Origin of the sequence: Nocardia crassostreae, from assembly GCF_001613405.1 — a bacterium.
Lineage (GTDB): Bacteria > Actinomycetota > Actinomycetes > Mycobacteriales > Mycobacteriaceae > Nocardia > Nocardia crassostreae.
In genome coordinates this window covers 47,626-59,365 of the sequence record NZ_BDCH01000033.1, presented here as the reverse complement: position 1 = coordinate 59,365, position 11,740 = coordinate 47,626, and the positions used below count along the sequence as shown (strand labels likewise).

The window sequence follows — 11,740 nt, the reverse complement described above, 5'->3', positions numbered from 1 at the left end:
TGACAGTGGTCACAAAGCAGACCTCGACTGTACGTCCGGACCCGCCCGCTGTCCGTGACCGTCGCGGCCAGAGTTGTGACTGTTCACGCCACTTCGGCAACCGGCAGCTCTACGACCCGGCGCTCTCCCGCGCCCGGGAGTGCACGATCACCGGATTGCCGAACAGTACATCCCGTCGCAACTCGGTGAACCCCATCCGACCGGCGACGCGCAGCGAGCGCTCATTGTGTGGCCTGATCATGGCCGTGATGTACGGCACATCCAGGGTCCGGAATCCCCATTCCAAGAAGGCCGCCGCCGCCTCGGTCGCATACCCCCGCCCCCACGCGTCGGCATGCAGCGTCCACGCCGCCTCGACCTCGTCGAACTGCTCCCAATAATTCAGCCCCGCCCGCCCGACAAAGCTCCCGTCCACCCGCGATTCGAGCACGAACTGCCCGTGCCCCCGCTCGGCCCACTGCTTCTCCATCCCGGTCAGCCGCTCGGCAGCACTCTCCCGCGTATACCGCCCCACGAACTCCGACACCCGCTCATCCGCATGCAGCTCCAGCCACAATGCGATATCAGCCTCACCAGAAGTCCACGGCCGCAACCGAATTCGCGCAGTCTCCAGCACAGTCATCCCCCCAACCTACGTCTTCCCCGCCCTGTAGCCGAGCGCAGCGAAGGCCCCCCGCTACGATCAGCGAGTTCGCGACCGCCCGCCAGGGCATGTCCCCAACCGATAGGCTCCCCGCCAGCATGAAGTTCGAGAACGTCACCGTCACCAAGAAGGCCAACGTCTACTTCGACGGCAAGTGCGTCAGCCACAACATCGAACTGGCCGACGGCACCACCAAGTCCGTAGGCGTCATCCTCCCCGCGACCCTGACGTTCAACACCGGCGCCCCGGAAATCATGGAACTCCTCGAGGGCGAATGCACCGTCACCCTCGCCGATGAATCCGAGCCCAAGACCTACAAGGGCGGCGAATCCTTCTCGGTTCCCGGCAACTCCTCGTTCCGAATCGAGGTCCTCGAGCCCGTCCACTACGTCTGCCACTTCGGCTGACGATTACTCGCCGCCCACTGCCGCCGGGGATGATGTTCTGATGGTGGCAGTGCGGCGGATTTCGGTGGTGGGGACTTCGGGGTCGGGGAAGAGTTCGCTGGCGCGGGGGATTGCGCGGCGGTTGGGGATTCCGCATGTGGAGCTCGATGCCATCCATCATCAGGCCGGGTGGACGGCCATGGGGGAGGCGGAGTTCCGGGCGGCGGTGGGGGAGCGGATCGCGGGGGACGCCTGGGTGGTGGACGGGAACTATCACGGGAAGCTCGGCGATCTCGTGTGGCGACGAGCCGATGCGGTGATCTGGTTGGATCTGCCGCGTTCGCTGGTCATGTGGCAGATCGTCACGCGGACCGTGGGGCGGTGGGTCTTTCGGCGCGAGTTGTGGAACGGCAATCGGGAACGGCTGCGGGATATGTTCTCGCTCGACCCCGAGCAGTCGGTGATTCTCTGGGCGTGGACGACGCACGCCAGGAATCGTGAGCGCTATCTGCGGGCGCAGCGTGATCCGACCTACGGGCATATCGAGTTCATCCGGGTGCGCAGCCGTCGGGAAGGCGCGGCCGTGCTGGCCGGTCTCGGGCCGTGCCCGGATGCGGCGCGGATCGATGAGCGAGGGTCAGCTGGCGAGGGCGGTGTGGGCGGCGGAGCGGATGGCTGAGGTGACGGTGTCCGGGTCTTCCATCATGACCAGGTGGCCGCAGTCGGGGAGGCGGATGGCGCGGGCGGGGCAGAGGGATTCGTTGAGGTGGGCGCCTGCTTTGGCGGAGAGGATGCGGTTTTTTGCGCCCAGACTGTGGTGATGGGTGGGAAGTTGGGGGTGGGGTGGAAGTCGTCCAGGGTGGAGAGGGCGTGGAGGTCGCGGGCGATTGCGGCCGGGGGGAGGAGGCGGCGGGGTTCGGACCAGCGGCGGCGGAGGGCGGCGAAGGTTTCGGGGTCGAGGTTGCGGCCGCGGGGGCCGAGTTGTTCGCGGACCACCCAGTTCGCGGCCAGGCCCGGGACGCTGATCGCGTTGGTGAGGGTGTCGAGGGAGAAGTGGGAGGCGGCGCGGGCGGTCCAGCCGGTGGGGGTGGGGCGCAGGGTGGCGGCGGTCAGCGGGCTGCACAGCACCAGGGAGCGGACGCGCTTCGGGGTCTGCCGGGCGTAGAGCAGGGACAATGCGCTGCCGAAGCAATTGCCGACGAGGGTTACGTTGCGGAGGTCCTTGGACTCGATGAAGTCGGAGACCAGGCGGACGTAGTTGTCGACGGTGTAACCCGTGGCGGGGACATCGGATTCGCCGTAGCCGAACAGGTCCATCGCGTAGACGCTGTTGGTGGGGGACAGGGCCTGCACCTGATTGGTCCAGATGCGGCGGTCACCGCCGATATTGTGCAGGAACAAGATCGGATCACCCGATCCGGCGTGGTCGTATGCGACTGATACGCCGTGGAAATCGAACACCGGCATCGGGCGCTCTCCTCATTGAGTAGCGGTGCGGCACTGCATCTCCGCTCATAACTGGTCATCGATCGACACAGCTGTGAGCGTTAATACGGTCCATGCTAGCCGGTACCGCTCGTAACACAAGTTTTGGCCCGGCAGCGCCCGATTGCTGGTCAGCGTGTTATTGCGGCGTTAGACTCCCCACTTTTGATCCAGGATTGCAAGTGAGCCATGCCCGAATCGCGATCTACGACCGGTCGGTATCCGAAATCCCTGGTGGCGGCCCCGGTGTCGTATGTCCCGGTCCGGGGCATGACCGCGACCGAATAACGCGACAGCGGCGGCGTCCAGCGGGTGGCGAGATACGGTACGCGCCGCAGGGATTCGATCACGCACACGACCGCGCTCACCGCACGCGGGTCGAGCTTGCGGCGCGGTGGCTGATAGCCCAGATCGATCGCCACCTGGCTGAGGAACGGCCACACGTTGGTCGTCTCGGCATCGGCGATGAAATACGGTTTGCCGCCGACCTTGTCGCTGGCAGCCGCCTTGACACAGGCCTCGACAGTATTCTCCATGTGACACAGCGAGGCGTAGACGTCCTTGCCGCCGGACAGATCCGGCAGCGTGCCCGCCGCGGCCCGATCCAGCAGCCGCACGATCGGCCCGGACCGGTCGCCCGCACCCCAGGTGGCGCGCGGCCGCAGCGCACAGGTGGTGAAACCCTCGGTATTCGCCTTCAGCACCAGGCGTTCGGCCGCCGCTTTCGTCTCGCAGTAATAGTTGAGATACCGCGTCGGATACGGCACCGATTCGTCGACGTCGACCTGATCGCCCCCGTCGCGATCCATCAGGGCGCTCGGACTGGAGATGAAGACGAACCGCGACGCGCCCCCGGCCTGCGCCGCGCTCACCAGCAGCGAGGTGGCGGCCACATTCTCGGCCCAGAACTGCTCGCGCGTACCGCGCTCGTCCACCCGCGCGGCACTGTGGAAGACGACATCGACGCCCGCGACCGCCCGTTCCAGCGACTCCGCGTCGGCGAGATCGCCGGTGACGACCTCGATCTTGTCGAGCACCGATTCCAGATCGCGCAGATTACTGGTGGGCCGCGCCAGAATCGCCACCTCGTAGTCACCGTCGCGCACCAACCGCCGCGCCAGCGCACCGCCCAGGAAGCCCGACGCTCCCGTCACCAAGGCTTTCACGGCGCCTCCTGCAGTTTCTTGTTCTCGATGGCCCGCACGGCGGTCAGCACCTTGGCCCGCAATCCGGATTCCAGTTCCCGGCGACTGGCCAGCTCATCGGCGGCCATCCCGAGCAGCATGCGCGCGCCCACGATCAGCCCGGCCAGTACGAGCAGCCGATCGAACAGCTGAATCGCCCGCGGCAGTAGGAGTTTCATTATTTCTCCTTCGCATCGGTCTGCTTGGCCGCCCACACCGTCAGCTTCTCCCGCCCGATCTTGGCGTTGTGCCGGATGTCGACGGGGAACTTGGGATGGAAGAGGAAGCCGGTCACCGGCGCCGCGACCTCGAATTCCTCGCGCCGCCGCCGCAACTTGCCCTCGACGGCCGCCTGATCCGCGCCCGCTGCCAGTTCGACGCACAGCACCGGCCGCTGCGCCCCCCGCTCGCCGATGCCGACCAGCGCCGTGCGCGCCACGCCCGGCACGGTATTGAACACCTGCTCTACCTGCACGGTGAACATGGGCCCGTCCGCGGTATCGAGGCGCTGACTCTTGCGCCCGCAGAACCGGATTCGGCCTTCCTCGTCGAGCCAGGCCAGATCGCCGGTGCGATGCCAGATCGTCTCCCCGTCCACGACCTTGCCGATGAGATTGGCCTTCTGGGGCCAGAAGTAGCGGGTGCTGACATTCGGCCCCGCCACCACCAGTTCGCCGATCCCGCGCGACTTCGCCAGATCCGCCGACCGCGCCTCGACATCGTCCCAGGTGGGCAGCGCGTCATCGGTAATGGCGATGATCCGCGCCCGCACATCCAGTGCGGGCTTGCCCACGCACACGCCCTTGCCGCGATGCGCCTGCTCGACGAGATCGCCCAGCAGTTCCCGGGATTCGATGGTCGCCATGGGCAGCGCCTCGGTGGCCCCGTACCCGGAATACACCCGCGCGTCGGTGGGCAGCACCTTGCGCAGCCGCGCGATGACGGTATCGCGCACAGGCGCCCCGCCGGAGTAGATGCTGTCCAGCGTCGGCAGTTTCGCGCCGGTCTCCTCGACATGCGTGAGCAGCGGAATCAACACCGCGGGCGAGGCGAACATGGTCTTGACCCCGTAGCGCTTCACCGCGTCCACCACATGCACGGGATCGGTGGCGCCCACCTTGGAGGGAATCAATGGCGGCAGCACACAGCGCGATCCGAGCAGCAGCTCCAGAATGCCCGCCACCGGCGCGGTGATGAGCGAAGTCCCCGGCGCGATGTGATCGCGCGCCGCGTCCACCTGCCCGATCATGGCGCTGAGATTGCCGTGCGTGAGCACCACCGCCTTGGCCGGTCCGGTGCTGCCCGTCGTATAGGCGATGAGCAGCGGATCGTCATCGGGCTCGGGCTCCCGATCCGGCAGCGCCGCACTGGGTTTGCGGCCCCAGCTCTCCAAAGTCGGTCCCCGCCAATAGCATCGGCCGCCGACCGTCGCCGCCACCTTCACCTTGCGGAAGTAGGCGCGGAACACGATCCGCACCGCCTGCGCCTCCGGCACCCCCACGAATGCCTCCGCCTGCGCCTCCTGCAGGCAGCGCAGCATCTTGAACAACCCCATGCCCGGATCGATCACCACCGGCACCGACCCGATCTTGAACAACCCGTACAGCACCGCGTACAGCTCCGGCCCCGGCCGGACCAGCACGATCGTCCGCATACCCCGGGTGACGCCCGCCGCCGTGAAGTTCTCCGCAATGGCATCCGACCACGCATCCAGCTCGGCATAGGTGATCTGCGTGTACTGCGGCAGCCCGGCGCTCGTCCGCCCCTGCGGATAGATCACCGCTTCCCGATCCGGATGCTCGGCGACGATATCGCGGAACCGGTCGAGTGCACGCCAGTAGGTCGTGTTGATCACTGCATCACCTCGGTGAATTTCGAGCGCACGCGAATTCGAATAGCAATCGCTACCGCGGGTGCGGAAATGATGGATACGGAATGCGACACACTGCCCCCTGAAATGTCGATGAATGCGATGAGCAGTTGGGGGTGAGGGTACCGCAACCCCTCGTGTTCCGCCACCGCGAGAGAGTTGGGAATGTGTTGTCGCACAATATCGTTGGATTGTGTCAGGATGGCGTTGCTGTGAAGCGGGGTACCGACACGAGTTCTCGCGTAACCCCTACTACACCCCTATGCCGCCACCCCTGTCAACAATCCGTAGATCACCTCCCACCTGTGATTTCCCTGTTGCAGGCAGTGAAACACCGGTGTTCCCAGTGTGTTTCGCGAGGCTGCTGGGCCGGAGTGTTACCAGTGAGTACCGGTAGCATCCGAATCGGCATCGAGGCCTCTGGATAACTGTGGGATGGGCCTCGGGAATTCCGATTGCCACTCGCCGCCCCAGAATTCGACGAACGCGAAACAAGCCAGAGAAGAGGGGGCCATGCGTACACGCTCCGAATCGATCGGCGCGTACACACCCAGCACCGTGCGCTCCACGGAAGATGTGATCGCCAGCCTTTCCGTGCCAAGGGCACTGGACCTGGAGCGGATCACCGGAATCAAGAACCGCCACGTTTATAATTCCGATCCGGAAGAATACGAATCCTCGTTCGCACTCGCCCTGCAGGCCATCGGCGACTGCCTCGAGCATTCCGACTACGACGCCGCGGATCTGGACGTCGTCATCTCGGTCTCCATTACCCGTTTCAACGGACCGGGAACCCACACCTACGCACCGTCTTTCGCCACCATGCTGGCCAACAAGATCGGCGCGACGAATGCCAAGCACTTCGATCTGTCCAATGCCTGCGCGGGCATGATCACCGGCTGCCTGCTGCTGGACCGCATGATCAAGGCCGGCGTGGTGCGCAACGGCCTGGTGGTCAGCGGTGAACAGATCGCGCCCATCGCCGAGACCGCCACCCGGGAGATCAGCCAGCCCTACGATCCCCAGTTCGCGGCGCTCACCGTGGGCGACGCCGCGGTGGCGGTCGTGATCGACAACCGTGGTGACGACAATGACGAGATCCACTACATCGAGCTCATGACCACCTCGGCGGGCGCGGAGCACTGCATCGGCATGCCGAGTGAGAAGACCACCGGTATCGCCATGTACACCGACAACCGGGCGCTGGCCAGCGAATCCCGCTATCTGCAGGGCATCAGCCGCATGGCCGATTTCATGAAGGAGCGCGGACTGGCCTGGGAGAGCGAGAAGTTCGACTACTGGGTGCACCACCAGTTCAGCGGCCCGGCCATCGACTACATCGCTCAGCTCACCGAGCGGCACTTCGACACCCCGATGCCGCAGCTGCTGGACGTGTACGCCGAATTCGGCAATACCGCCTCGACCTCGCACTTCCTGGTGCTGCACGAGAGCCTGGCCAAGGATCGAATCCCCAAGGGCTCCAAGGTACTGCTGATTCCCGAGGCATCCGGTGTCGTCTCCGGCCACCTGGCCGCGACCATCTCCCGACTGGAGGCGTGAAACTTCTATGGCAACCGAAATCGTCTCCGCGGCCGTCTGCACCGACGCCGATACCGCCAGCTACTTCGAGCTGGCCGCCCGTGCCGGGCGCAAAGCCCTGGAACAGGCCGGAGTGTCGCCCGACAAGATCGGCCTGGTGGTGAATGCGGGCGTGTTCCGCGACAGCAATATCGCCGAGCCCGCCGTCGCGGCGCTGTTGCAGAAGCGCCTCGAGGTCGGCCTGGAATACGCCTCCGGCGATGTGCCCGCGTTCTCCTTCGATCTGATGAACGGCGCCAATGGCGTCGTGCACGCGCTCATGGCGGTGGATTGTTTCGTCGCCGCCGGTGACCTCGAATACGCCGTGGTGCTGGCGGGCGACACCCACCCGTCGCTGCAGCGCGATCGCGAGGACTTCCCGTACACCGCGAGCGGCGCGGCGCTGGTGCTGCGCGCCTCGGCGGAGGCGGGCGGATTCGGGCGGCTCTACACCACCGCGGCGCCGGACGCCGTGACCACCGCGTGGGCGGATCTGGACGCGGCGGGTCTGGAAGGGCGCGCGGCCCTGTCGCTCGAACCCGGCACGGGCGATCCGCTTGAGGCCGCGGCGCAGGTCGTGGGGGACCTGCTGGGCGGCGAGGGGCTCGATCGCAATGATTTCGCCACCGGCGCCGCGGTGTTGCTGGCGCCCGCGCCGGTACCCGGTTTCCGGGAGCGGCTGGCCTACAAGCTGGGCATCCCCTCCGCGGCGGTCGCCGGGGTGAACCCCGCGGCGGGCGATCCCTATAGTGCGGCCCCGGTGCACGCCTATGTCGGCGCCGCCGAACTCGGGCTGCTCGGCAATGCCCAGGTGGTGGTCTTCCTGGCGGTCGACGACGCCGCCGCGGCGGCGATCGTCTACCGCACACAGCCGCTGGAACTCGCTCGGACTGCCGCCGGAGCCGATTCGAAATATACTGGCGCGGAATGAAATTCATCCGGTAGACCGCCGTCAGCGGGCAGTGGGGCGCGCCGGTGGTTTGCCGGAGACGTTGTGTCCCGGCTGAACCGGACGCCCGCGAGCGTCCACCGCTGCAATGATGCCGCTCCAGCGCACCTCAGCTCGCCGTGCCATCCCTCAGTCGGGCTCATCAGTAACGATGAAGGGATTGGAATGCAGCGGTCGGTCAGCAGGGGGGACCGGAAACATATGGCGATCGTCGGTGGTTCGCGCCCACTCCCGGGTGTGCGCTCCCGACGACCGGAAGAGGAGGGGGAGATCCTCGCCGGATTGCTCACTGGCGGGGATGCGCGGCGACTACGGATTGCCCGCGCGGTGGCGGTCCTGGGCCCGGCCGCCACCGCGAGCCTCGTCGCGACGCTTCTCGACGCGGATCTCGGGGAGATCGAGAAGGTGGTGGGGGAACTGGCGGAGGCGGGCGTGCTGGCGGGGGAGCGGTGTGCCCATCCCGCCATCGCCGCCCGGCTACTGGCGAACCTGTCCGAGCCGGAGGCGCGCGATCTGCACGGGCGGGCCGCGGAACTCTTGCACCGCAATGAATTTCCCGCCGCTCTCGTGGCCAGGCACCTGGTGGCCGCCGGTGACGCCCGCGGCTCCTGGGCGGCCCGGGTGTTGCTCACCGCCGCCGACGAGGCCGCGGGCGTGGACGAACTCGACCGCACCGAGCAGTGCCTGGAACTGGCCTACCGGGCCAGCCGGCGCGCCGACGACCGCGCGGGCATCGCGGTGCGGCTGGTTACGGTGGAGTGGCGCATCAACGCATCGGACCGCACCCGCAATTTCGGCCGCCTCAAGGCGGCGCTGCGCACCGGCCGGGTGCCCGGCGCGGAGCTGCCCGCCACCGTGCTGCACATGCTGTGGCACGGCTACACCCTGCACGCCGATCACGCGCTCAACCTCATCGATCGCGGGCGCGGTGAGGCCGGACCGGCCGATGCGCGCCTGGATTTCCTGTGCGCCTGGCTGCGCTACAGCCATCCGACCCAGGTGCCGGGCCATCCGCGGCTGCTGACCGGCCGCCCCCGGGTGCGCGGATACGATCCGGCGGAGGAGAATTCGCCCTATCGGCAGGCCAGCGAGCTGCTCATCGCGCTGTGGACCCAGCAGCCGCCCGCCGAGATCGCCGCCGCGGCCCAGCGCATTCTGGCCGGGCACCGTCTGACCCTCGATACCGTCGAGGTGCTGGTCGCCGCCGTGGACTGTCTCATCCATTCCGATCGGCTGGATACCGCCGACGCCTGGTGCGCCGCACTGCTGGCCGAGGCCGCCGCGCGCTCGGCGCCCACCTGGCAGTCCGTCTTCGCCGCCGCCCGGGCGGAAACCCTGCTGCGCAAGGGCGATCTCACCGGCGCGGCCGAATACGCCACCCTCGCACTGAATCTGGTGCCCGCCGAGCATCTCGGCGTCTGGGTGGGCCGTCCCATCGCGGTGCTGGTGCGCGCCTGCACCGCCCAGGGCAAGCATGCCGAGGCGGCCGCGCAGCTGCGCCGCCCCGTCCCGCGCGCCCTGTTCGAATCCCGGTTCGCCCTGCCGTATCTGAGCGCCTACGGTGAGCACTGCCTGGCCACCGGGCGCGCGGAGGACGCGCTGCGGCACATACGCCGCTGCGGCAACCTCATGCACGAGTGGAATCTCGACTTCGCCTGGCTGGTGCCGTGGCGCAACGAGCTGGCGGCGGCCTGGCTCGCGCTGGGCCAGCAGTGGCAGGCGCAGACCTTCGTCACCGCGCATCTGGATCTCATCGGCGGCGCCGAGGCCCATCACTCCGGCGGGACCGCGCTGCGACTGCTGGCCGCCACCAGTGACGCGCATCGGCGGGTGGTACTGCTGCGCCGGGCCGTGGCGCTGCTGCGCGCCGGGGCCGACGAGGTGGAATTGGCGACGGCGCTCACCGATCTCAGCGAGGCCTATCGCGCCATCGGCGATGTGGATCGCGCCCGCCCGCTGCTGCGCGAGGCGGCGCGGCTGGCCGAGGGCGCGGGCGCGCAGGTGCTGCGCGGCCGGTTGCGCGGGGTGCGGCCGCTGCCGGAACCGGCGACCGCGCCGGTCGCCGCCACCGCGCGGCTGGAAGCGCTCAGTCCCGCCGAGCGCCGCGTCGCCGAACTCGCCGCGCACGGCCGCCGCAATCGCGAGATCGCCGCCGAGCTCGACATCACCACGAGCACGGTGGAACAGCACCTCACCCGGGTGTATCGGAAACTGTCCGTCGCGCGTCGCAGCGAGCTGCGTTTCGCCCTGGTCGCGGGGGAGGGCGCGGGCGACACCCGGACCGCCGTTGGATGAAAGCAGTTCGAAAGGGGCAGAACATGGTGGCGAACCCGGTCGGTGCGTTGACTCCGGTGAACGCGGAGGCAGCCGGTGCGCACAGGTCCGATGAACCCGAACCGCTACTGCCGGAGGACGATCCGTTCTACCGCTCGCCGCGCGCGCTGACCCGGGTGAAACCCGGCCGGATATTGCGCACGCGGCCCGTGGAACTCGCCGCGCTGGGCCGGATTCCGCAGCGAATCTCGGCCTGGCAGGTGCTGTTCCGCAGTACCGACCTGAACGGGAGGCCCGAGGCGGCCGTCACCACGGTGCTGCTGCCCTGGGGCGCGGATCCGGCGCGCCCGCGCCCGGTGGTGTTGTATCAATGCGCCATCGACGCCGTCGCCTCGAATTGCCTGCCGTCGTACGCGTTTCGCTGCGGCGCGCAGGCCCTGGGCGCGCTGCCGCAGCTCGAACTGCTGCTCATCGTGCACGCGCTGACCCGGGGCTGGGCCATCTCGGTGCCCGATCACGTCGGCACCGCAGGCCATTTCGGCGCACCCCGGGAACCCGGCTACCGCGTGCTCGACGGATTGCGCGCCACCCTGGCCTTTCTCGGCCGCCCGCCCGATACCCGCGCGGCCGTGCAGGGCTATTCCGGCGGCGGCCTGGCCACCGTGTGGGCGGCGGAGGAGGCCGCCGCCTACGCCCCGGAACTGAATATCATCGCCGCCGCCATCGGTTCACCCGTCGGCGATCTGGAGTCGACCTTCTTCCGCCTCAACGGATCCCTGTTCGGCGGCCTGTCCACGCTGTGCCTGGCGGGCCTGCGCCGGGCCTATCCCGAACTCGATCGCGGCCTGCGCGACCATCTCGACATGCCCTCGCTGGCCCTGCTCGACCGCGCCGAGACCAGCACCACCATCCCGATCCTGCTGCGCGGCACCGGGACCCGGGTGGAGGACATCGACGGCGCGGCCCTGGCCACGCTGCGCACCCTCCCGCACATTCGCACCGTGCTCACCGATCTGCAACCCGGCGACCATCCGCCGCGCTTCCCGGTCCTGGCCGTCTAGGGTGTGCACGACCTCATCATCTCCGTCGGCAATGTGGACCGGCTGGTCGACCGCTACCGCGCCGACGGCACGGCGGTGCAGTACCTTCGCGACCTGACCGGCGGCCACATCAGCCTCGGCCTGCTCGCCGCCCCACTCCTGGAGAACTGGGTGGCCGATCGCTTCGCCGATCGCCCCCTCGGCGCACCGACCACGAAAACCGTACTCTCCCTCGCCTTGTCGCCAGCCGCCCTGAGCGGCTACGCGAGCCTGGCTAAGGTCTTGCTGCGGACCGTGACCGGCAGCCCGATCCGCAGCGCCTGACGTGCTG

The 11,740-nt window shown here is 68.2% G+C and carries 10 protein-coding genes and 1 pseudogene; 6 read left to right on the top strand and 5 right to left on the bottom strand.

Features of this window, described 5'->3' with window-relative positions:
• Positions 1-109 precede the first annotated feature (109 nt).
• Complete coding sequence (locus tag NC4_RS31260) at positions 110-622, bottom strand: GNAT family N-acetyltransferase (RefSeq protein ID WP_067545594.1); 513 nt, start codon at positions 620-622, stop codon at positions 110-112.
• 119 nt (positions 623-741) lie between these two features.
• Between NC4_RS31260 and ppnP the strand changes: the two genes are divergently transcribed.
• Positions 742-1,050: a pyrimidine/purine nucleoside phosphorylase gene (ppnP, locus tag NC4_RS31255; protein WP_067545591.1), complete on the top strand. Its 309-nt coding sequence runs from the start codon at positions 742-744 to the stop codon at positions 1,048-1,050.
• A 40-nt stretch (positions 1,051-1,090) separates the two neighbouring features.
• Positions 1,091-1,708 carry a P-loop NTPase family protein gene (locus NC4_RS31250; protein WP_174566908.1) on the top strand — a complete coding sequence of 206 codons (618 nt, stop codon included), beginning with the start codon at positions 1,091-1,093 and terminating at the stop codon, positions 1,706-1,708.
• A gap of 23 nt (positions 1,709-1,731) precedes the next feature.
• On the opposite strand, the gene NC4_RS31245 is transcribed toward NC4_RS31250, so the two are convergent.
• The 4 genes from NC4_RS31245 to NC4_RS31230 all read right to left on the bottom strand — a co-directional run bounded on the left by NC4_RS31245 (position 1,732) and on the right by NC4_RS31230 (position 5,553).
• The gene (locus tag NC4_RS31245) at positions 1,732-2,496 is read right to left on the bottom strand and encodes an alpha/beta fold hydrolase (protein ID WP_067545585.1); all 765 of its coding nucleotides are present in this window, start codon (positions 2,494-2,496) and stop codon (positions 1,732-1,734) included.
• Positions 2,497-2,645: 149 nt separating this feature from the next.
• Complete coding sequence (locus tag NC4_RS31240; RefSeq protein WP_067545583.1) at positions 2,646-3,680, bottom strand: NAD-dependent epimerase/dehydratase family protein; 1,035 nt, start codon at positions 3,678-3,680, stop codon at positions 2,646-2,648.
• Positions 3,677-3,877, bottom strand: a complete 201-nt coding sequence (locus tag NC4_RS31235; RefSeq protein ID WP_067545580.1) for a hypothetical protein — start codon at positions 3,875-3,877, stop codon at positions 3,677-3,679. The genes NC4_RS31240 and NC4_RS31235 overlap by 4 nt, the downstream gene beginning before the upstream one ends.
• On the bottom strand, positions 3,877-5,553 hold the full coding sequence (locus NC4_RS31230; RefSeq protein WP_067545577.1) for a fatty acid CoA ligase family protein: 1,677 nt from the start codon (positions 5,551-5,553) through the stop codon (positions 3,877-3,879). The genes NC4_RS31235 and NC4_RS31230 overlap by 1 nt, the downstream gene beginning before the upstream one ends.
• Positions 5,554-6,081: 528 nt before the next feature.
• Between NC4_RS31230 and NC4_RS31225 the strand changes: the two genes are divergently transcribed.
• The 4 genes and pseudogenes from NC4_RS31225 to NC4_RS31210 all read left to right on the top strand — a co-directional run bounded on the left by NC4_RS31225 (position 6,082) and on the right by NC4_RS31210 (position 11,733).
• Complete coding sequence (locus NC4_RS31225; protein WP_067545574.1) at positions 6,082-7,128, top strand: 3-oxoacyl-ACP synthase III family protein; 1,047 nt, start codon at positions 6,082-6,084, stop codon at positions 7,126-7,128.
• A gap of 7 nt (positions 7,129-7,135) precedes the next feature.
• Entirely contained in the window at positions 7,136-8,077 is a 942-nt protein-coding gene (locus NC4_RS31220) for a beta-ketoacyl-[acyl-carrier-protein] synthase family protein (protein WP_067545571.1), read from the top strand.
• Between the two features lie 255 nt (positions 8,078-8,332).
• Positions 8,333-10,390, top strand: a complete 2,058-nt coding sequence (locus NC4_RS31215) for a helix-turn-helix transcriptional regulator (protein WP_157555338.1) — start codon at positions 8,333-8,335, stop codon at positions 10,388-10,390.
• Positions 10,387-11,733 (top strand): annotated as a pseudogene (locus tag NC4_RS31210) (lipase family protein). Before NC4_RS31215 ends, NC4_RS31210 begins: the two are co-directional and overlap by 4 nt.
• The last annotated feature ends 7 nt before the right edge of the window (positions 11,734-11,740 follow it).

What these genes read in the sequence shown, in the direction of transcription:
- NC4_RS31260 (WP_067545594.1), bottom strand. Translation starts at nt 622, where the DNA reads ATGACTGTGCTGGAGACTGCGCGAATTCGGTTGCGGCCGTGGACTTCT.
- ppnP (WP_067545591.1), top strand. Translation starts at nt 742, where the DNA reads ATGAAGTTCGAGAACGTCACCGTCACCAAGAAGGCCAACGTCTACTTC.
- NC4_RS31250 (WP_174566908.1), top strand. Translation starts at nt 1,091, where the DNA reads ATGGTGGCAGTGCGGCGGATTTCGGTGGTGGGGACTTCGGGGTCGGGG.
- NC4_RS31245 (WP_067545585.1), bottom strand. Translation starts at nt 2,496, where the DNA reads ATGCCGGTGTTCGATTTCCACGGCGTATCAGTCGCATACGACCACGCC.
- NC4_RS31235 (WP_067545580.1), bottom strand. Translation starts at nt 3,877, where the DNA reads ATGAAACTCCTACTGCCGCGGGCGATTCAGCTGTTCGATCGGCTGCTC.
- NC4_RS31225 (WP_067545574.1), top strand. Translation starts at nt 6,082, where the DNA reads ATGCGTACACGCTCCGAATCGATCGGCGCGTACACACCCAGCACCGTG.
- NC4_RS31220 (WP_067545571.1), top strand. Translation starts at nt 7,136, where the DNA reads ATGGCAACCGAAATCGTCTCCGCGGCCGTCTGCACCGACGCCGATACC.